Annotated in this window: 16 protein-coding genes and 1 pseudogene; 6 read left to right on the top strand and 11 right to left on the bottom strand. The window is 39.1% G+C overall.

The features are described 5' to 3' along the window. Nucleotide 1: 1 nt before the first annotated feature. The 4 genes and pseudogenes from F948_RS06295 to F948_RS06280 form a co-directional block, all read right to left on the bottom strand. Nucleotides 2-544 carry a molybdenum cofactor biosynthesis protein MoaE gene (locus F948_RS06295; protein WP_004961653.1) on the bottom strand — a complete coding sequence of 181 codons (543 nt, stop codon included), beginning with the start codon at nucleotides 542-544 and terminating at the stop codon, nucleotides 2-4. 2 nt (nucleotides 545-546) lie between these two features. Continuing rightward, nucleotides 547-798 (bottom strand): MoaD/ThiS family protein, encoded by a 252-nt coding sequence (locus F948_RS06290; protein ID WP_004638937.1) that lies wholly within the window; start codon nucleotides 796-798, stop codon nucleotides 547-549. A gap of 21 nt (nucleotides 799-819) precedes the next feature. After that, the gene (moaA, locus tag F948_RS06285) at nucleotides 820-1857 is read right to left on the bottom strand and encodes a GTP 3',8-cyclase MoaA (RefSeq protein ID WP_409360449.1); all 1038 of its coding nucleotides are present in this window, start codon (nucleotides 1855-1857) and stop codon (nucleotides 820-822) included. A 271-nt stretch (nucleotides 1858-2128) separates the two neighbouring features. After that, a pseudogene (locus F948_RS06280) lies at nucleotides 2129-4411 on the bottom strand (molybdopterin-dependent oxidoreductase). Nucleotides 4412-4817: 406 nt separating this feature from the next. Between F948_RS06280 and dsdA the strand changes: the two are divergent. Next, on the top strand, nucleotides 4818-6149 hold the full coding sequence (dsdA, locus tag F948_RS06275; protein ID WP_026057359.1) for a D-serine ammonia-lyase: 1332 nt from the start codon (nucleotides 4818-4820) through the stop codon (nucleotides 6147-6149). A 41-nt stretch (nucleotides 6150-6190) separates the two neighbouring features. Here dsdA and F948_RS06270 read toward each other — a convergent pair whose 3' ends face one another. The 6 genes from F948_RS06270 to F948_RS16780 all read right to left on the bottom strand — a co-directional run bounded on the left by F948_RS06270 (nucleotide 6191) and on the right by F948_RS16780 (nucleotide 15951). Continuing rightward, entirely contained in the window at nucleotides 6191-6820 is a 630-nt protein-coding gene (locus F948_RS06270; RefSeq protein ID WP_004915562.1) for an NTP transferase domain-containing protein, read from the bottom strand. Then, nucleotides 6817-9597, bottom strand: coding sequence for a nitrate reductase (locus F948_RS06265; RefSeq protein ID WP_004961644.1), 2781 nt, complete (start codon nucleotides 9595-9597; stop codon nucleotides 6817-6819). Before F948_RS06265 ends, F948_RS06270 begins: the two co-directional genes overlap by 4 nt. A 316-nt stretch (nucleotides 9598-9913) precedes the next feature. Continuing rightward, nucleotides 9914-11533: a nitrite reductase small subunit NirD gene (gene nirD, locus F948_RS06260; protein WP_004961640.1), complete on the bottom strand. Its 1620-nt coding sequence runs from the start codon at nucleotides 11531-11533 to the stop codon at nucleotides 9914-9916. An 11-nt stretch (nucleotides 11534-11544) separates the two neighbouring features. Then, entirely contained in the window at nucleotides 11545-14091 is a 2547-nt protein-coding gene (gene nirB, locus F948_RS06255; RefSeq protein ID WP_004961636.1) for a nitrite reductase large subunit NirB, read from the bottom strand. Between the two features lie 28 nt (nucleotides 14092-14119). Next, the gene (locus F948_RS06250; RefSeq protein WP_004961634.1) at nucleotides 14120-15472 is read right to left on the bottom strand and encodes an MFS transporter; all 1353 of its coding nucleotides are present in this window, start codon (nucleotides 15470-15472) and stop codon (nucleotides 14120-14122) included. A gap of 350 nt (nucleotides 15473-15822) precedes the next feature. Further along, nucleotides 15823-15951, bottom strand: a complete 129-nt coding sequence (locus F948_RS16780; RefSeq protein ID WP_017397303.1) for a hypothetical protein — start codon at nucleotides 15949-15951, stop codon at nucleotides 15823-15825. Nucleotides 15952-16000: 49 nt separating this feature from the next. Between F948_RS16780 and F948_RS06245 the strand changes: the two genes are divergently transcribed. From F948_RS06245 to accC, 5 genes are all read left to right on the top strand, one after another. Then, nucleotides 16001-16591, top strand: a complete 591-nt coding sequence (locus F948_RS06245; RefSeq protein ID WP_004915545.1) for an ANTAR domain-containing response regulator — start codon at nucleotides 16001-16003, stop codon at nucleotides 16589-16591. Further along, complete coding sequence (locus F948_RS06240; protein WP_004961630.1) at nucleotides 16592-17605, top strand: ABC transporter substrate-binding protein; 1014 nt, start codon at nucleotides 16592-16594, stop codon at nucleotides 17603-17605. Nucleotides 17606-18310: 705 nt separating this feature from the next. Next, the gene (aroQ, locus tag F948_RS06235) at nucleotides 18311-18760 is read left to right on the top strand and encodes a type II 3-dehydroquinate dehydratase (RefSeq protein WP_004954622.1); all 450 of its coding nucleotides are present in this window, start codon (nucleotides 18311-18313) and stop codon (nucleotides 18758-18760) included. Nucleotides 18761-18786: 26 nt separating this feature from the next. Then, a complete protein-coding gene (gene accB / locus F948_RS06230; RefSeq protein ID WP_004915532.1) occupies nucleotides 18787-19209 on the top strand; it encodes an acetyl-CoA carboxylase biotin carboxyl carrier protein in 423 nt (140 codons plus the stop codon). A 16-nt stretch (nucleotides 19210-19225) separates the two neighbouring features. Beyond that, nucleotides 19226-20590, top strand: coding sequence for an acetyl-CoA carboxylase biotin carboxylase subunit (accC, locus tag F948_RS06225; RefSeq protein WP_004915529.1), 1365 nt, complete (start codon nucleotides 19226-19228; stop codon nucleotides 20588-20590). Nucleotides 20591-20639: 49 nt separating this feature from the next. On the opposite strand, the gene F948_RS06220 is transcribed toward accC, so the two are convergent. Further along, entirely contained in the window at nucleotides 20640-21116 is a 477-nt protein-coding gene (locus F948_RS06220; RefSeq protein WP_004961627.1) for a hypothetical protein, read from the bottom strand. Between the last annotated feature and the right edge of the window lie 168 nt (nucleotides 21117-21284).

Here is a 21284-nt window from a genome sequence, read left to right as displayed (position 1 = left end):
TTTAATCGTGTGTATGGTCATGTGCACAATGTTCATGGTGCTGATGCGTTGTTGATTCTGCTTTTGATAAAGGAGAACTCAAGTGCTTTTTCGATTGAAGATTATCAGTAGTATCTTTTCGAATACAACAGCCTTCAACGTAATGGCTTGTTCCATCTGTGAAAAATTCCTCTTTCCAAATTGGAACTTCATGCTTGACTCGTTCCACAGCCTCTTCACAAGCTTGAAATGCTTCACGGCGATGCGCAGCATACGCAATTGCAATAATTGCGGTGTCACTCACATCCAAATAACCAATACGATGAATCACTCGAACATAAGAAACTTGATATTTATCTTTAATTTCCTGTTCTATGTCACGAATCATCTTTTCTGCAACGGGCGTGTAAGAGGTATATTTAAGAGCTTTTACAGATTTTCCTTCATGATGGTTTCGCACAGTTCCTATGAAAACATCAATCCCACCACATTCAGGAAATGACTGAATAGGATCAAAAATATCTAAACTTAATGCTTGATCTTGAACTCTTGAGAACTCACGCATTTCTAACCTCCAGCAACAGGTGACAAAAGCACCACTGTGCATGATGAATTGAGTACGGTCTGACGTGTCACAATATCTTCACCTATCGCGCAAGCACATTTATCCATCGCCTTTGTAGCATCTGGATAACGATCTACAATATGATTTAAAACATCTAAAATTAAACTTTCTTTAGCAAACTCAAATTGAAGTGGTTTGGGTAGTAATCTTTCTATCTCGCCAAAAGCTTCTATCTTAATTTCTATGGTTTGCATACCCTCTCCATATTTTTCAATCTAACCTCCAAGCATGTGCATACTAATTTTACGTACTTGTTGGTTTTGTATCGCGTGATAACCTTTGGCCTTATGCCAGATATAAGGTTTAATTTTTTGATCTAACATTTGATATGACAGTTCAGATAAACCAATATGTTGTTTAATGGTGTTCAACAAATCGTTTTTGATATTCAAACCTTGTTGAGCAAATAAACAATTGAATAGTTCACCTTGTGCAGTTAGACGAATACGATCGCACTCACCACAAAATGAGTGAGTAATCGTCGAAATGATGCCAATTCGATAATCATCATCTAATCGATATTGGCGTGCTGGTTCATGATTTTGTTGAAGTAGCTCAATAGCATAATGAGGCTTTAATCGCGCTAATATTTCTGCTTCGCTCACAACAGCATCTTTTGTCCAATGTTGATCACCGTCTAGCGGCATAAACTCAATAAAACGTAATGGGATATTTTGATCTTTAGCCCATCTCACCATCGGTAGAATTTGATCATCATTGTGATCTTTCATCAAAACACAATTAATTTTAAAAGGAATTTCAGCTTTTTGAGCGGCTTTTATTCCTTCTAATACAGGATTAAGTTCTTTCTTGGTTAGTGCTTTGAATTGTTTTGCATCGAGACTATCGAGGCTGATATTTAAATCATCCAAACCAGCAGCTTTTAATTGATCAGCGTACTTCGCTAGGTAATGACCATTAGTCGTCATTGAAATACGTTTTAAACCAATTTTTTTTAGTTGTTGCAAATCACGGATGAAATGAACAACTCCTTGTCGCATTAAAGGTTCCCCACCTGTAATACGAATATTCTCAATGCCTTTTTTCACCATATAAGTACAAAAAACCAAAAGGGATTCGAAACTTAATAAGTCTTGCTTTTTCATCCATTCAGGATGTTCAGGCATACAATACACACATTTAAAATTGCAACGATCCGTCACCGAAATACGTAACTTACGCTTAATACGACCATACTGATCTTGTAAGATCGGTAAACTCGTTTCAGGTATTTCATGCTTCATCATATGCACTCATATTGTGAATTTTCTCATCTTGTTCAGCACAAGTTGTGTGCGTATCTATTTTCCTGAACATATGAGAATTTTACTTAAGCAATTATTATTCCAATTTCTAAAATTCATCAATCATATAGTCTGTGTTTAGTTGAATGAACTTATCTTTTTAATACTAGAGCAAAATCTGATGATTTATAGCAGATTATGGTTAAATGAAATTGCACCATTTCAAAACATATATAAATTTAAACGCAATAAAACAGTGCAAATCAACTCAATCTATCAACTATGCCGCAGGCTTCTCAAGTCGTACAGGCACATATTTATGATATGGCGTTTTCGATAAAGGATCGCAATGCATTAACGAAGTTAATCGATTCAATTCAGGTCCAATCGCCTGACCTCCGTTATAACGTAAACCATAGCCATGCGGCAGCGAAACGACCCCTTTTCGCATTCCCTCATCGATCTCCACAACCACATCAATCTGCCCATGTTCCGAAATACACTGCAATGAGTGACCAGTCTCTACGCCAAAATAAATTGCATCTTCAGGATTCATTCTCAAGCGACCTTCTGCATCAACCTTACGCCATGCTGGATCACGGTAGATTTGGTTTGCGTTATAGCTACGGCGCTCACCCGCCAATAAGATAAATGGAAACTGATCAGTTGTACCTTGAGTTTGTTGATTTAGTTGTGCTAACTCAATCAACATTTCAGGGATTGCTAAATGAATCTTTTTATCTTTATAAGCAACCAAATCCCAGACATCATCATAGTTGTGTTTAGAGAGAATTACGCCTGAACGTTTTTGCAATATCGCTTGGAATAAGTTTACGCCTAGTGTTAAACGATTCCCTTTATAACCTGCTTGTTTGACTGCTTTATAGTGTTGAGCCGAATACTGCATACACAAAGGCAAAAATAAAGCCGTTGATGCGGCGTCATTTGGTAATGTCTGCCCAAGTGTTCGATATACAATAGATGCCGCAAATGGGACTAACTTTTTATTTTTCACAAAACTGGCAGCAAGTGCAGCAAAATAACCTAGATATGCTGTTTTAGCGGAATCCTTTTGCGCGATCTTATTCAGTAAAGGAAACTGTTTTGGAATAGCACCCATTGCTTCAAGTAGGCGAGTATAGATTTCCGATTCAGGCAGCGTATTGCCTTGAGCTTTAAAAAGCGGATGACGTAAATGGAAACCATTTTGTGGGAATTCCAAATTAAAGCCCGTAAATTCCCACTTTTCAAATTGACTATGCGCTGGCAATACATAATGGGCTAATCGCGCTGTTTCTGTCATCGCAACATCAACCACAACTAGCAACTCCAATGACTGGAATGCCTGTTCATAAGCTGCGGTGTCTGGATAGGTGAGCAATGGATTGCAACTATCTACAAAGACTGCACGTACTCGCTTATCACCTGCTTTTAAAATTTCGTCAGGTAAAATATTTGGTGGGAAAAAACCTGATATTGGAAACATCTTATGATGAACCGTACGACGATATTTAGGATTACGCTCATCAGTATTGGTCAAGATCGGAATAAACATAGTATGTAAGTTATTCGTTCCCTGTTTACCAAAATGCCTTACGAGTAAATAAAGTAGTTTTTCCAAATATCCGTTTAAGGTTGTGTTTAAAGTATGCTGAATCCCTAAATCAATACGAACACAACCACGCTTAGCTTTGGCAAAATCACGGACAATTTGATAGATCAATTCAACTGAAACATCTGCCTTCTCAATATATTACTCAATTGGGACGGCTGAAAATGCTTGTTTAACTTGCTCAAACCCATGCGTATGCTTTTGAATAAATGCTTGATCATACAAATCTTCGCGCAACATGATTGCAATCATTGCAGACATCAAATAGGAATCTGTACCTGGTTTTAATTGCACATGGATATCAGCTTGCTTAGCCGTTTCAGTAACACGCGGATTAAAAACCACCATTGTTCGGTTTGGATCTTTCTTGATATGTTTTAAAGTATCACGAGCATTTGGAATACCATGTGCTTGAAACGGATTGGTTCCAATAAATAAAACATAATCCGCATTTTCCACATCTTCAGTGGTATGACATGCTTGACTGCCAAACAAACGACCATTCACCCAGAAATCACCAGTTTTCTCTTGAGCAAGTGAGTTATAGGCATAAAAGCTTTTCATTGCATACAATAGTTGACGACCATAAGCCGCTCCTAGATGATTGCCTTGTCCACCACCACCAACCGACGCAAATGCTGTTCCGCCATGTGCATCACGAATTTCAACCAATTGATCTGCGATTTCTTGGATCGCTTGATCCCAAGAAATTTCTTGAAATGAACCATCAGATTGTCGCTTCAAGGGATGAGTTAAACGATCTGCATGTTGTTGATAATGCTGTAAACGCGCTGCTTTTTGACAAATATAACCTTGTGAAAATGGATGCTGATCATCACCTTTAATTTTCTTAAATTGGTTGTTTTCAACTTCAACACTTAAACCACAGTTTCTCGAATATAAAATACAAGCAGTCACATCCTGTCTTGCAGCGCTAGTCGACATTGGCATTTTATTCTCCCTATGATTTGCAGTCTCATTCACTAAAGGTCTTTTGATTTTTAAAAGCGAATAAGGCTCAAATTACAAATGATGAAATAAGCAAGACAAGCAGTTGTCTCGATTATTTTTCTGAATTTTAATTGCCCAAACATGATCTTAAATCCCAATAAATTATTTGGACAACTACTTAAAATCTTATAAGTTCTAAAATAGAACTTATTTGATAAAAGATCAAGTACAATCAATCGAAATAAAGCTAAGACTTGACTTAGCAGAGTTCTGATAAATGAATAAGATTATTGCCATAAAAATATAATTTTTATTGATCCAATCCCTTTAATACATGAATATCTAAAAAGAATGGAATTTCTTTAACGATTCCTCACCATAATAGAAAGATCTTATGAATAATCCAATGAACTCGAAACAAATTGAAGCCCTTGTTGCACAACATCCTGTTGTTGATAATCTCATTCAGCTTAAAGAAACAATTTGGTTGAATCCAAATTTTACGACCCTTGAAATGGCGCTACCTTTTGTTGGTCTTTATCAAAATGATATTGATGATGCCCGTGATCGTTTAACTCGCTTCGCTCCTTATCTGATGTCTGTATTTCCTGAGACTAAGATAAGCAAAGGAATTATTGAGTCTGAACTCGTTTCTATTCCAAAGATGCAGCAAACGCTTGAAGCTCATTTCAAACAAGATATCACTGGAAAATTATGGCTCAAAAAAGACAGTCATTTGCCAATCTCAGGATCGATCAAAGCACGTGGCGGTATTTACGAGGTGCTCTATCAGGCTGAAAAACTTGCCATTCAAGCAGGCTTATTAACAGTTGAAGATGATTATTCAAAATTAGATAGTGCAGAATTTAGAGATTTTTTTAGTCAATACAGTATTTCCGTTGGCTCTACAGGAAATTTAGGACTTTCGATTGGTATCATCAGTGCAAAACTTGGCTTTGATGTCACTGTGCATATGTCGGCAGATGCACGCCAATGGAAAAAAGATAAATTAAGATCACATGGTGTTACCGTTATTGAATACGCACAGGATTATGGTGTTGCAGTTGAAGAAGGTCGTAAAGCAGCATTAAGAAATCCAAATTGCTTTTTTATTGATGACGAAAATTCAAAAACTTTATTTTTAGGATATGCCGTTGCAGGTGAACGCTTAAAAGCACAATTAGAATCTCAAAATATTACGGTTGGTCAAGACCATCCTTTATTTGTTTATTTACCTTCTGGGGTTGGTGGTGGCCCTGGTGGCGTTGCATTTGGACTAAAAATGGCTTTGGGTGATCACGTACATTGCATTTTTGCAGAGCCAACTCATTCACCATGCATGTTGCTAGGTGTAGCAACAGGCTTACATGATCAAATCTCAGTACAAGACCTAGGCATTGATAACATTACCGCAGCAGATGGCTTAGCAGTAGGACGTGCATCAGGATTTGTGGGTCGAGCGATGCAGAGACTACTCGATGCTTTCTACACACTGGATGATCAAAGCATGTATAAATTATTGGGGCTACTCAATCAATCAGAAGATTTAAAACTGGAACCATCTGCCTTAGCTGGAATGTTAGGTCCAATCTTAATCAGTCAGCACCAAGAATATGCTGCTATGCATCAACTGACTGCACAACAAATGAATAATGCTAATCACATTGTTTGGGCAACTGGTGGTGGTATGGTTCCAGTTGAAGAAATGGAAATTTATCTGCAAAAATCCATAATCTAAACATCCATATCAACATCTAAATAAGAAAGCTTTTTAACCGATCAGTTTGAAACAAACATCTGTTTAAAAGCTTTCATCTGCTTGTATTGTTGAAGCTCATCCAATGAATTGATGCTATGACAAAACAGGCTTTGCTTTTGAAAGACAACGTGTTGAGCGTGTAGTTGCCTAAAAGTTTCTCTTAAACTTAATTTATTTGCAGCGAGCTGGTGTTCTAATATCGACAAACTGGCTCTTTTTAACAAGCAAAATGGATACAACGCATCACCATTGATATTTACATACGCCACGGATGCTTGCGGATTTTTCTCTAAAGCTCTATGCAGCTTTGCAAGCACTTGATTTGGGATATAAGTCACATCACAAGGAATAAATAATGCATATTCTGCTTCTACACGCGACCATGCACTTTTCATTCCCATCAACGGCCCTAAAAAGCCGTTTTGATCATCAGAAAAACATTCAACAGTCGGCTCTATACTTTTATAGATCGAGCTATCACGATGACTATTGACCCATATCTGCTGAACTTCCGATTTAAAGCGTTGAAAAATTTTTGACAATTGAATCTGATCATCAAACTGTTGCAATAGTTTGTTCATCCCATTCATTCGTCGTGCCTGTCCTCCCGCCAAGATCACGAGATCTGTAGCGGGAAAATCTGTATTCATGCTTCCGCCTCCAACTGGCAGGTTTTAATCAAACCTCTGATCTCAGGTAAACAAGAACCACAATTACCACCCGCTTTTAGACAAGCTGTCACTTGTTTTTCATGAGTAATATTCTGCGTCTTAATCGCTTCAATGATCTTATTTTTACCTACTTTAAAGCAGCTACAAACCAATGGTCCATCATTATTTGCGGCTGACATCGGCATACCAGCAAGCAGTGCTTTACGATGTAATGCACTTAAACGCTCACGTTTGAATAAACTCGCAACCCAATCACGGTCAGGCAACATATCCGATGGTGCAATATAAAGACTGGCAATCAAAATCCCATCTTTCAGAATGATGCTATGACTCATTTGCGCTGAAACATCTTCAATACTCAACCATTCATAAGTTTCATCTACAAAAGGCAAGAAACTTTTTAAATTCTTCTGCGTTTGATCAAAGTTGTGACGATCTGCAATTTCGAAACGAACAGCTTTGGCTATTTTAACTTTTGCCCACCATGCACATGTTTGCAATGAGGTTTTGATTTGTTGTTCAAACCCATCTCGGACATACAAAACACCTTGCCATGTCGTATGGAATGGCTGAATTGCAACAGGTGTATGTTTAAACTCAGGTTCGCCTGATATTGCATCTACAACTGGATTAACTACTTTTCCGACACGAGCATCAGAGGCAACTTGCTCAGTCCAATGAATCGGTGCAAAAATTTGACCACGGCGAACACCTTGAGCCAAAGTGACACGCAGAACACAACTGCCCCATTGCGACTTCACTTCAACCAATGCTTTATCACGAATACCAAATTTTAAAGCATCATTCGGGTGAATTTCACAGAAAGGTTCAGCTCGGTGAGTGGTCAGATTTGCTGATAAACCTGTTCGCGTCATAGTGTGCCATTGATCACGAATACGTCCTGTATTCAACACCAATGGATAATCTTCAGAAATTGCATGCACAGGATCAATTGCCACTGTCGGGATCAGTTTTGCTTTTTTGCTTTTATGGCTAAACAAGCCTTGATCAAATAACTGCTCAACCGCAGTACTTTGACCTTTTTCCCAAACGGGCCATTGGATCGGACGTAAACGATCATATTCATCCAAAGACAAATTCATTAGTCCTTTTAGGTTGAAATAACGAAAGTTTTCAACTTGATCACGTTGATCCAAACTTGCATTTTGATACGCAGATAAGGCTGCATGTTCATTAAAGATGTCACATGCATTGTTAAAATCAAAACCAGAAAAACCTAATTTTTTCGCAACTTCAGCAACGGCCCACCAGTCAGCTTTTGCTTGCTTTGGAGCAGGTAAAAAAGCTCTTTGACGTGAAATACGGCGCTCTGAGTTGGTCACCGTTCCATCTTTTTCACCCCAACCTAACGCAGGAAGCAACACATCCGCATAAGCGGTGGTATCTGTATCAGCACAAATATCTGAAACCACGACAAATTCACATTTACTCAATGCACGTTTTACTTGATCGGCATCAGGTAAACTCACCACTGGATTGGTTGCCATAATCCATATGGCTTTGATTTTCCCCGATTCGACGGCTTGGAATAAATCAACGGCTTTCAGTCCCGCTTGATTGGCAATCACAGGACTGTTCCAAAAGCTTTGTACAAGTGTTTGGTGTGATGGATTATCAATATCCATATGTGCTGCCAACATATTGGCTAAGCCACCCACTTCACGACCACCCATGGCATTCGGCTGACCTGTCATTGAGAATGGCGCAGCACCTAACTTACCAATTTTCCCTGTCAAAAGATGGCAATTGATAATGCTGTTGGCTTTATTCACCCCTTGAGAAGATTGATTCACCCCCATTGAAAATAAGCTCACAACTTTTTCAGTGGTTGCAAATTTTTCGAAGAAGAATTTTAGCTTTTCTGCTGAAATTCCCGTACGTTTCACGACTGAGTCAAAATTAGCTTCAGTCTGACTAGATTCTAGTAAAGTGTCTAAACCTTCTGTATGTGTATCGACAAAATGTTGATCAATAAAGTTATTCTTATATAAATACTGTAATAAACCATTGAACAAAGCGACATCTTGTCCAGGTAAAATTGGAAGGTGCAAATCTGCTTGTTCACATGTACTGGTAAAACGGGGATCAACCACAACAACGAATAAATCTGGATTTTTATTTTTAGCCTGCATGATGCGTTGGTAAAGTACAGGATGACACCATGCAGTATTTGAACCCACCAACACCACCATATCGGTAAATTCAAAGTCTTCGTAACTTGCTGGCACGATATCCTCACCAAAAGCACGCTTATGCGCTGCAACTGCTGAAGACATGCACAGACGTGAATTGGTGTCGATATTGGCTGTACCTAGATAGCCTTTCACAAACTTATTGACGACGTAATAATCCTCAGTCAATAGCTGCCCTGATACATAAAATGCCACACTGTCACGACCGTGTTGATCGATACAAGCTTGGAATTGATCTGCGATTTTTTCTATGGCTGCATCCCATGTCGTTACCTTACGATGGTTCTTACGACCAAACATCGGATGCAAAACGCGAGTCTCTAATCCTAGAGTATCCCCCAAATTACTGCCTTTAATACAAAGGCGTCCAAAATTAGATGGATGTTCAAAATCACCAGCAACCTGAACCGTTGTTCCTTGTGCTTTATGATTTACCGTGACATCAACACCACATCCAACCCCACAATAGGGACACGTTGTTTTTGTAATGATTGTTTCTGCTTGATCGGAGCGACTGTGTTCTAAATTTTGAATACTGTTCATGACTGCCCCTTTTACCTAGTTAATCCGCTGAACTCTACACTTAACTAAAAAATCATTCTGAGTTCTTCCCCAGTTTTAGCTTAGACCACAATTCTAATACTGGAATTTTCTCCTCAAACACTACCGTGACAGGCGGCATGGATGCCGCCTTGTTGGGCTGCGGTAGCAAGGACGTACCGTCAGCTCAACAAAGGATTTTTGTTACTTTTCATCCCTGAAAAGTAAGGCAATGCATTTGCAAAAAACATCTGCTCCTACACAACATATGTGGCAATGCCTTTAACGCTTAACCTAATCTTTACGAAAGGATTAGCTTTCATCCTGCTTTCTTCATTGCAAAATCCTTACCAAATAACAATTTATTTCTAAATGTTGAAATTGGTGTTTGATCTGCAATCAATTCCGCATACCACATGCCATCTTCAGTATCACCGAACAGTACCGCACCAATGACTTTATCTTTCTGAATAATGATACGCTTGTAAATTTGTCGTTTTTCATCATTCAGGATAATGTCTTCGTAATCTTCTTTCGGTTCAAAATTTCCAGCCGAGAATACATCAACACCACTCACTTTAAGCTGAGTTGGTACCGTTGGAGACTTGAACGTTAAGCTACCATGTTCAGCCAAATGGGTTGCACAAATAAATGCTTGCCCCCAAAGTGGCTCCACCAATCCAAAGGTTTGGTTACGATGTTCAATACATTCACCCACAGCATAAATACTTGGATCAAAGGTTTGCATGGTGTCATTCACTAAAATGCCGCGATTACAACGTAATCCAGCGCTTTGCGCCAAAGTGATATTTGGACGAATACCTACAGCAAATACGACAAGATCAGCATCCAACACTGTGCCATCTTTCAGACGTACTTGGTTAACATGACCATCTTTACCAATCAATGCTTCAGTATTTGCCTCAGTGATAATATTAATCCCTTTTTCTTCAATACTTTGACGCAACATACGACTCGCACGTCCATCAAGCTGACGCTCCATAATGCGATCCATCAAATGAAGAACAGTGACATTCATGCCACGTTGCTTGAGACCGTAAGCTGCTTCTAAGCCAAGCAAACCACCACCAATCACCACAGCATTTTTCTTCGTTTCGCAATATTTAATCATGGTATTGACATCATAAATATCACGGAAGCTGATCACACCTTTCAAATCTACACCTTGTACAGGTGGGATAAATGGAGATGAACCTGTTGCAATAATCAAACGATCGTAATCGACACTTTCGCCTTTTTGTGTATGCACTACTTTACGAGTACGATCGATTTTAATAGCAGGATCGTCAGCAATAAATTTGATGCCCTTATCGCTGTACCATGCATGTGGATGCAACATAATGTCATCAATAGTTTTCTCACCAGAAAGCACGGGTGAAAGCATGATACGGTTATAGTTACCCCAAGGCTCTTCACCAATCACCGTCACATCATAACGATCAGGTGCCATGTCGAGTAAATCCTCTAGACAGCGCATTCCAGCCAAACCATTACCGATCAAAACGAGCTTCAGTTTTTCTTGAGAAACACCATTATTGGTAATATAAGTTTTTTGCGGAACAGTACCTACCCAAACTCGACCATTTTCGATTTTGGTTGGAAAAACAGAAAGCTTTTGATCTTTATCTTCTAGGCATCGACCTGTTGCTAAACTGAAGTGTTGTTTGTAAATCGGTGAGGCAATAACACGCTCACCTTGCAAATCACCAATAATACCGCGCGCCATTACATTTGCTTGGCTAAACGGATCTTTATTACTTAATGCATAAATACGTTTTTCGTTCCCTACGCGGAATAAAGCAACGGATTGACCCGCAATAAGTGCACCTACACCTGTATTTGGCGTGATGTCATCAAGATGACACACATCAATCCATTGATTTTCTGGAAGCATATTCATGTCTTTTAGATTTGTCATTTTGATTCTCCTTATGCTTCTACCATCGGGATACGATCAACTGAACGCTCAGCTTCATTTAATGGACGGATCTGATCACGCACTTCAGTAAATTGAATATATGGATCAGCTTGCTCTTCAGCGCTTGCATTAATGTAAGTTTGGAAGCGTTTACGAATCTCAGGATTCTCTACCGCAGTACGCCATTCGTCTTGATACGTTCCAATGACATGCGCCATGCGATTTTCAAGTTCTTCTGCAAGACCAAGCGAATCATCGACAATCACAGCTTTGAGATAATCTAAACCACCTTCCATGTTGTCACGCCATACACTGGTACGTTGTAAACGATCAGCAGTTTGGATATAGAACATAAAGAAGCGATCGATATAACGAATCAAAGTTTCAGTATCTAGATCAGAAGCTAAAAGCTCTGCATGGCGTGGTTTCATTCCACCATTACCACACACATACAAGTTCCAGCCTTTTTCTGTCGCAATGACACCAACATCTTTACCTTGTGCTTCAGCACACTCACGCGTACAACCCGAGACAGCCATTTTTAGTTTGTGCGGTGAGCGTAAGCCTTTGTAGCGATTTTCTAATTCAATCGCTAAACCAACAGAATCATCTACGCCATAACGGCACCACGTGCTACCTACGCATGATTTCACTGTACGCAATGATTTACCGTAAGCATGACCTGACTCGAAGCCTGCTGCATTCAACTCTTCCCAAATAAATGGTAGCTCGTGCAGTTGTGCACCAAATAAATCAACGCGTTGACCACCTGTAATTTTGGTATACAGGTTATATTTTTTAGCAATTTGACCTACCGCAATCAAACCATCTGGTGTGACTTCACCACCTGCCATTCGTGGTACAACTGAGTATGAACCATCCTTTTGGATATTTCCTAAGTAGTAGTCATTACTGTCTTGTAGACCTGCGTGCGTTGGTTCCAATACAAAGTCATTCCAGCACGATGCCAAAATGTTTGCTGTCATTGGTTTACAGATATCACAACCTAAACCATGACCATGTTGTTGAATCAAATCATCAAATGTTTTGATTTCATTGACACGCACCAAGTGATAGATCTCTTGACGTGAGTATGGGAAGTGTTCGCATACATGGTTATTAACCGTTACACCTTGACGTTGTAACTCAGACTTTAAAACTTGAGTAACTAATGGCGCACAACCACCACATGCTGTTGCTGCTTTAGTACATTTCTTTAAAGCACCTAAAGAGGTGGAACCATCGCAAATGGCTTGGCAGATATCTGCTTTCGATACGTTGTTACATGAACAAATCGTTGCGCTGTCTGGAAGTAAATCAACACCACTACCACCCGCTTTCGCACCAGAATCAGCAAATCCTGGCATGATTAAGCTTTCAGGTGTTTCTGGCAATGCGATACCATTCAACATCATTTGTAAAAGATCGTTATATTCTTTTGCATCACCAACAAGTACTGCGCCCAGTAATTTGGTTTTATCTGCATCTACGACGATTTTCTTATATACCAATGCATCTTCATCAGCATAGAAATAGCTAAGCGAATTCGGTGTCATGCCATGAGCATCACCAACCGATGCCACATCTACACCCATCAATTTCAACTTAGTGCTCATATCAGCACCAGCGAAACAATGTGTTTCTTCAGCTAAGATATGCTTGGCTGCAATACGCGCCATATCATAGCCCGGCGCAACGAGACCATAGATTTTATTGTCCCAAAGCGCACATTCACCAATTGCGTAAATGTTTTCATCAGATGTTTGGCAGTAATCATTGATCTTGATACCACCACGCTCCCCAAGTGCTAAACCGCTTGAACGTGCTAACTCATCACGTGGACGAATCCCCGCAGAGAACAAAATCACATCCGTTTCAAGCTCACTACCATCAGCAAATTTCATTACATGCTTAGCATTATTGCCAGCTTCGATACATTGTGTCGCTTTTTGCGTGTGAACTTTTACACCTAAGTTTTCAATTTTACGGCGTAATACTTTACCGCCTAAATCATCAATTTGAACCGCCATCAAACGTGGTGCAAACTCAACTACATGTGTTTCAAGATTTAAATCACGTAAAGCTTTAGCCGCTTCCAAACCGAGTAAACCACCACCGATCACCACCCCTGATGTCGCGTTTAGGCTTGCAGCACGGATCGCATCTAAATCTTCGATGGTACGATATACAAAGCAATTTTCACGATCATTACCTGCAATTGGCGGAACGAAAGCATATGAACCAGTTGCCAGTACAAGTTTGTCGTAACTGATGACATCACCCATACTAGTAGTCACAGTTTGTTGTTTTGTATCAATTGCAATGGCTTTGGTATTTAGTCTTAAATCGATACCATGAGCATCGGCAAAATCAAAACGAGCAAGTGATAAATCTTTCGCTGATTTACCTGAAAAATATTCAGTCAAATGTACGCGATCATATGCAATACGTGGTTCTTCAGCAAGAATTGTTATCTCTAATTCATCATCAGCTTTCTCTAAGATGGCTTCGATGAATTTATGACCCACCATACCGTGACCAATCATCACTAATTTCATTGTGTTTCTCCTAAAATCTAATCTGAGATTAAGCTGCGCTGTTTTGTTCTGAGCCACGTTCTAAAATTGCTTGTTCAAATAAACGTTGTTCTTTTTCTTTATGCTCTACCGAAAATCGGATAAGCATGACCGAACTCGCAGCAATGACCACTAAGCCACCTAAAACCATTAAACAAGTTTGAATATCCAACATACCTTTCAGTAAGAAACCTGCTGCCACTGCACCAACGTTTCCACCTGCACCGATGATGCCTGCAACACCACCTAGCGCTTCACGATCAATAAATGGAACAAGCGCATAAGTCGCACCACATGCCATGTGTGTGAATAATGCAAATACCGTCATTACGAGAATAGCGAGTACAGGTCCATTCATTTGCGAAAACAACATTAAGAAAAGCCCTTCGCCAAGGATCAATCCAAACAGTACTTTAGTACGACCATCCAAGCCTTTTTTGAGTGCAACTTTGTCTGAAAGAATCCCACCCAATGCACGGGCAAATAATGCGAGCAAACCAAAGATACCTGCTGCTAAACCAGCTTCTTTTAATCCGAAACTAAAGTGTTCGACGTAGTACATCGCAATGATGTTATGGATAAAGATTTCGATACCGAAACAAGCTGCATATGAGAAGAAGAGAATCCATACGCGGTAGTTACGTGCAGCATGCATTAAGATTGCTAGACCACCTTTTTTATCGCTACCAACAACCACACCTTGAGCACGTAACTCTTTGAAATCACCTTGAGGACAATCTTGAGTAAACTTCCAGTAAAGGAAACCTACGATCACCATCATGACACCCGGAACGATTAGTGCGAGTCTCCAACCCAATGCTTGCTCAACACCAAACATCACCAATGCAGATAGTAATAACGGCATGAGTGCTTGTGTTGCCCCACCACCAGCATTACCCCAACCAGCTGAGGCTGCGTTTGCAGTTCCCACGACATTTGGAGCAAACATGATGCTAGTGTGGTATTGCGTAATCACAAAACTCGCACCAATTGCACCAATTAATAAGCGAAAGAACAGAAATGATTCATAACTATTTGCAGAAGCGACACCAAAAACGGGGATACTGCCGATAATCAACAAAGCGGTATATGTTTTACGTGGTCCGTACTTGTCACATAAAGGACCAACGATCAAACGGACTAAGATGGTGATTGCGACTGCTGCGATATTGATATTTGCAATTTGATCTTTAGTCAGATGAAATTCACCTGCAATGACTGGCATTAAAGGTGCACATGCAAACCAAGCAAAGAAACAAACGAAGAAAGCAAGCCAACTCATGTGGAATGCCCGCATCGCTGGTGCAGAAAAGTTAAATAACTTTATTGATGTGGCTTTTTTTGCCGATAAATCTAAAGACATTGCCATCTCCCATACTGAACGTATATTGCTTTGTTGACACAGCACTCTGTGTGAACAAACAGATCAGATCGGACATCGTTGGCCGTCTTACAATTTTTTGGAAAGTCGTCTTTGACTCAATAAATATTTAGCAAATGCTATGCCAACTTTAATAAATCAAAGCAAGATATTATATTAATAATTGTTTTTTAATGATTTTTATGAATAAAAATAGCTTAAGCACTACATTTTACCCCTATACAAAATAGGGCTTTATGAGAATGACCTGTTTTAAAGCACAATTCTTTCTGCTTCAAAAGAACTCTTTTTACGCACCAAAACAATACATTTTATAGTTTTAAAACGTAGTTCTAAATTTTCTTTGGTTCTGAAATCAATGAACGATACAATAAAGCGCATAATGTAGATGCTAAAGGAGCGATTGCACCGAATAAGAATAACTCCAATGGCACCAATTTTGCTTTTAAAACAACATTCATCGTGCATCGTCTTAAATGCACACACACTTATCGTTTGATCTTTATACTTATGCCGAAACTCAGAATCGCACTTATTGATGATGATCAAGCCCGAGCTGAATACATCAAAACTTGTTTAATTGAACATGATTTTGATGTTGTTGCTTGCTTTACTCTTGATCACCTGAATATTTTCAAATTGGAACACCTTCAAGCAGATGTCATTTTGCTCGATATGGATCATCCACATCGTGACGTTATTGAAAGCTGTGTAAGTAACTTTGACCTACCCACTGTACTCTTTACTAAAAACACTGACAAAGACACCATCAAACAAGCAATTGATGCAGGCATCACTGCCTATATTGTTGATGGTATCGATCCAAGTCGTTTACATACCATTCTGGATATTTCGATTGAGCAATATAAAAAGCATAAAAAACTTGAATGTGATCTAAAAGATGCAAAAACAAAACTCGCAGATCGAAAAGATATTGAAAAAGCGAAAGTTTTGCTTATGCAACTTCACGGTCTCACTGAAGATACAGCATTCCAATTATTAAGAAAAAATGCGATGAGTCATCGTATGACCATCGGTGAAATGGCACGTCGTCTACTCGATGCACAAGAGCTTTTAAACAATCAACTAAAGGATGAATAAATGAGCAGTTTAGAAAAAACAGAATTGCAACTTGGTTATATTCCTTTACTTGATTGCGTAGCACTACTTTGGGCTAAACAACGCGGTTTTTTTGATGAAGAAGGATTAAATGTTCGCCTAATCAAAGAGGCTTCTTGGGCAAGTTTACGCGATCGACTGGCATTTGGTTTACTCGATGCTGCACATTGCTTATCTGCTATGTTACCTGCTGCTGCAATTGGCAATGATCAGATTGGTATTCCCTTACAAACACCATTGGTCTTAAGCGAGAGTCGTGCTTTTATTAGCCTGAGTCAGAAACTATGTTATCAATTACAAATTCAAAATGACGATACTGCTGAACAATCTGCTCAAAAGTTAGTAGATTATCTTAAACAAAATCATCCTGTTTCACTCGCGCATGTGTTTCAACATTCTATCCATCATTATTGTTTAAAAGAATGGCTTGCTTTGGCAGATAGGGAACTTGCAAAAAACATTCAAGTAAAAACCTTACCGCCATCGTATATGGTAGAAGCACTAAGCACTCATTTAGTCGATGGTTTCTGTGTGGGTGAGCCTTGGAATACTCAAGCTGAACTAGCAGGATTAGGACAAATTGTATGTTCAAGTCAGCAAATTATCCCAAATGTCGCAGATAAAGTGCTTGCTGTGACACATGATTGGGCAGAACAGCATCCGAATACATTAATCTCACTCACTCGAGCTTTAATCAAAGCACAGCAAGAACTTAAATCGATTGAAGACTTTGCGCCAGTTTGGGACCTTTTAGTCGAATTCGATATTATTCAGTTTGAATGTTCTGAAGAAGTGCATGTGGAGAAATACCATGCTATACAAAATATAGTTCGCCATCTGATTGAAAATGATGCACAACCCAAAGTGACTGACTTTGAATGGTTGTTTGAGCAAATGCAGCAATGGAATGCCTTAGAATCATCATCCGAAATATCTACTGAACTCGCTCAAAATTGTCTACTGCCTCAGATTTATAAAACAGCATCAGTAAATTAAAGACAAAAAAAAAAGCTGTCTTCAATTGAAAGACAGCTTTGAAAGACCCATAAGAGATACTACGCCAATCGAAAGTTGTCTCTTAAGTACGAAGTATATTATCGAAGCAATAGATATCTTTTTCGGACATTTTCATGTCATTAACTGCCATAACAAATGTGAAAATTCATCATTTTTGCCAACTTACAATTTATACGAATCTGCTTAATTGTCTAAGAGAAATACTATTTTCAAAGTGAACACTTTATAAACTTTCATAATTTTCTAATATCAAAAAGCATTTTTCTCATACTCGATTGCAGTAGACAAAAGCACAATACAAATCCCATTAAAACAATGCTTTAATCTTAAGAGATGTTTAACTCTTGCCTCAATCATGTTTAAAAAACCAACACTTACACTCACTTAAGTTATGATCAAAATAAGACTTATAAGTGATTGACTCATCAGTTACACAAATCTCATGAACGATTCGGGTGAGTTCGGTTTAAAATGTTTTAAAAATAAATAAACCTATTTTTTTGTCATATTTTAACATTGCGATTTCCTTGCAAAGTTTTCATTATATGCACCATGCTTGGCATGCAACTTTCTTCACTCAGTAAAAGAAATTATAAAAAAATTGCGGAATTTTGTGCCATAATAAGCAAACTTTGCAGACATCTTGCAAATTAAATTTGCAATTTTAAAATTGGAGCAGGCTAAATGAGCTCAACCATTTTGGTGATTCACGGACCGAATTTGAACTTGCTAGGTAAGCGAGAACCAGAAGTATATGGTTATCTCACGCTAGACGATATTAACCAACAATTAATTGCTCAAGCCAAAGATTCATCTCTTACATTAGAAACATTCCAAAGCAACTGGGAAGGTGCAATTGTTGATCGTATTCATCAAGCACAAACTGAAGGTGTAAAGTTTATCATCATTAACCCAGCTGCACTCACCCACACTTCTGTCGCTTTGCGAGATGCATTATTGGGTGTTGCAATCCCTTTTGTTGAAGTTCATTTGTCCAATGTTCACGCTCGTGAAGCATTCAGACATCACTCTTTTCTATCCGATAAAGCCATTGGTGTAATTTGTGGCCTAGGTGCTAAGGGTTATTCCTTCGCACTCGATTACGCTATTGAAAAAATTCAATCTTCTAACTAATTTAGACATTGTAGGAACATGCACTCATGGATATCCGTAAAATCAAGAAACTCATCGATTTGATGATTGAATCTGACTTACAAGCCATTGAAGTTAAGGAAGGAGATCAATCTATTTCATTGACTCGCCCTACTCCAGTGTATGCTGCTGCACCTGTGGCGGCTGCGCCTACAACGGCAGCTCCAGCGGCTCCAGCAGCAAAAACTCCTCGTGGTGCTGTTGAAACATCACCAATGGTTGGTGTGTTCTATGCCGCTGCAAGCCCTGGTGAGGCACCATTTGTTAATGTCGGTCAAACCGTTTCTGCTGGTGAAACACTCGGAATCATCGAAGCAATGAAAATCATGAACCCGATCGAAGCAACCAAGAGCGGTGTGATTGAAGAAATTCTTGTAAAAAATGGTGAAGTCATCCAATTCGGCCAACCGCTTTTCCGCTACCGCGCTTAATAAGTTGGGGATTTCTATGTTGCAGAAAGTATTAATTGCAAACCGTGGTGAAATCGCCTTACGAATAACTCGGGCTTGTAAAACACTTGGTATTAAAACTGTCGGTATCTATTCAGACGCAGATAAAGATTTAATGCATTTACGCTTTGTCGATGAAGCGGTATGTATTGGACCAGGTACAAGTAGCGAAAGCTATCTGAATATTCCTGCAATTATTACTGCCGCAGAAATTACAGGTGCTGATGCGATTCACCCTGGTTATGGCTTCTTATCAGAAAATGCTGAATTCGCAGAAATTGTTGAAAACTCAGGCTTCATTTTCATTGGTCCTCGACCTGAGCATATTCGTTTGATGGGGAATAAAGTCTCCGCGATTATTGCAATGAAAAAAGCTGGCGTACCCACTGTTCCTGGCTGTGATCACGCTGTTACCATTCACAATGCATTGGCTGAAGCACGCGAGATCGGTTTCCCATTGATCGTGAAAGCGGCAGCTGGCGGTGGTGGTCGTGGTATGCGTATTGTTGAACGTGTAGACACATTACTTGAGTCTGTTCAAGCCGCTCAACGTGATGCTGAGATGTGGTTTGGCGACGATACAGTTTATATGGAACGTTTCCTGCAAAAGCCTCGTCATGTTGAAGTACAAGTACTAGGTGATGGTAATGGTCATGCGATTCATCTATATGATCGTGACTGTTCATTGCAACGTCGCCATCAGAAGGTTCTAGAAGAAGCACCTGCTCCAAACTTACCTGAACAAGCGCGTGCGGATATTCTTGAAGCTTGCGTAAATGCTTGTAAGTTAATGCAATATCGTGGTGCTGGGACATTTGAGTTCTTGTTTGAAGATGGTGAGTTCTTCTTTATCGAGATGAATACACGTGTTCAAGTGGAACATCCTGTTACTGAAATGGTGACTGGAATTGATATCATTGAACAACAACTTCGAATTGCTGCAGGTCTTGGCCTAGATATCGAACAGCATGAAGTTGAAGTGAAAGGTCATGCGATCGAATGCCGTATCAATGCAGAGGATCCAACGACATTCTTACCATCACCAGGTAAAATTGAAAGTTTTTATGCACCAGGCGGCGCAGGAATTCGCTTAGATTCTCATATTTATCAGGGTTATAGCATTCCACCATACTATGACTCGATGATTGCAAAACTAATTTCATATGGCAAAGACCGTGAAACATCTTTAGCTCGTATGCGTCAAGCACTTGATGAAATGATTTTGACAGGCATCAAAACCAATATTCCATTACACAAAGATTTAATCTTAAAAGATAAAAACTTTTGTGAACAAGCAATGGATATTCACTATTTAGAAAAACATTTGTTAAAGCAGCTTGAACCGCAAGCTGAGAAAGCATAATAAAAAAGCCTCTTAGGAAATTAAGAGGCTTTTTTATATCAACTACAAATTATGGCAACACACGACGCAAGGTCGCAAAACACTTCTCACCTTTCTCATTAGCACAGAAATCAATCGTATGTTCGTTTGACCATTTCACGAAGTATTGAGAAACCTCACCTGTCTGATCCTGTTTTTGTCCTGAGCAATCAGTTTCGTTATTGTCATATTTAATTTGCAAAATTAAAGCAGGTAATCGTTCTTTGTGATCTTCTGAAGGTTGATAATCATATAAGCCATATGACCACTCATTACCGCTTTTAATCACAACATCGCTCATTCCTCGAAAATTGTAGTATTCGGTACACTTCTTATTATTTGGAATTTCCATTCCCCACAACCCCATAATTTCAGGGCGTGTAGTTACACGGATCGCATTTGCTTTCGCTGCTTGTTGTACCGTTGTTGCTTTATCAGTTACGACTGTATCCGCCATAGTCCATGTCGAGCAAGCCAATAATAATCCAATAATATAAATATTTTTCATAGATTTAATAAAGTCGTCATCTTAACGTCGCATAGGCTTAACTTAGCATATTTTTATTTAAAATCACCCAATCATAACCATATAAACACAATATTTTTTATATGGATTTTATTTGATTGTTATCCGATTTATTTCGGGTATTCTAGATATTTAAAAAATAGATATTGT

It is taken from the genome of Acinetobacter junii CIP 64.5 (assembly GCF_000368765.1).
Taxonomy (GTDB): domain Bacteria; phylum Pseudomonadota; class Gammaproteobacteria; order Pseudomonadales; family Moraxellaceae; genus Acinetobacter; species Acinetobacter junii.
The sequence above is the reverse complement of the archived record's forward strand: the minus strand, read 5'-3'. Positions and strand labels throughout refer to the sequence as shown.

Excerpts from the sequence above, each read along its gene's own strand:
- F948_RS06295 (WP_004961653.1), bottom strand. The coding sequence starts at position 544 with ATGCGTGAGTTCTCAAGAGTTCAAGATCAAGCATTAAGTTTAGATATT.
- F948_RS06290 (WP_004638937.1), bottom strand. The coding sequence starts at position 798 with ATGCAAACCATAGAAATTAAGATAGAAGCTTTTGGCGAGATAGAAAGA.
- dsdA (WP_026057359.1), top strand. The coding sequence starts at position 4,818 with ATGAACTCGAAACAAATTGAAGCCCTTGTTGCACAACATCCTGTTGTT.
- F948_RS06270 (WP_004915562.1), bottom strand. The coding sequence starts at position 6,820 with ATGAATACAGATTTTCCCGCTACAGATCTCGTGATCTTGGCGGGAGGA.
- F948_RS06265 (WP_004961644.1), bottom strand. The coding sequence starts at position 9,597 with ATGAACAGTATTCAAAATTTAGAACACAGTCGCTCCGATCAAGCAGAA.
- nirD (WP_004961640.1), bottom strand. The coding sequence starts at position 11,533 with ATGACAAATCTAAAAGACATGAATATGCTTCCAGAAAATCAATGGATT.
- nirB (WP_004961636.1), bottom strand. The coding sequence starts at position 14,091 with ATGAAATTAGTGATGATTGGTCACGGTATGGTGGGTCATAAATTCATC.
- F948_RS06250 (WP_004961634.1), bottom strand. The coding sequence starts at position 15,472 with ATGTCTTTAGATTTATCGGCAAAAAAAGCCACATCAATAAAGTTATTT.
- F948_RS16780 (WP_017397303.1), bottom strand. The coding sequence starts at position 15,951 with ATGAATGTTGTTTTAAAAGCAAAATTGGTGCCATTGGAGTTATTCTTA.
- F948_RS06245 (WP_004915545.1), top strand. The coding sequence starts at position 16,001 with ATGCCGAAACTCAGAATCGCACTTATTGATGATGATCAAGCCCGAGCT.
- F948_RS06240 (WP_004961630.1), top strand. The coding sequence starts at position 16,592 with ATGAGCAGTTTAGAAAAAACAGAATTGCAACTTGGTTATATTCCTTTA.
- aroQ (WP_004954622.1), top strand. The coding sequence starts at position 18,311 with ATGAGCTCAACCATTTTGGTGATTCACGGACCGAATTTGAACTTGCTA.
- accB (WP_004915532.1), top strand. The coding sequence starts at position 18,787 with ATGGATATCCGTAAAATCAAGAAACTCATCGATTTGATGATTGAATCT.
- accC (WP_004915529.1), top strand. The coding sequence starts at position 19,226 with ATGTTGCAGAAAGTATTAATTGCAAACCGTGGTGAAATCGCCTTACGA.
- F948_RS06220 (WP_004961627.1), bottom strand. The coding sequence starts at position 21,116 with ATGAAAAATATTTATATTATTGGATTATTATTGGCTTGCTCGACATGG.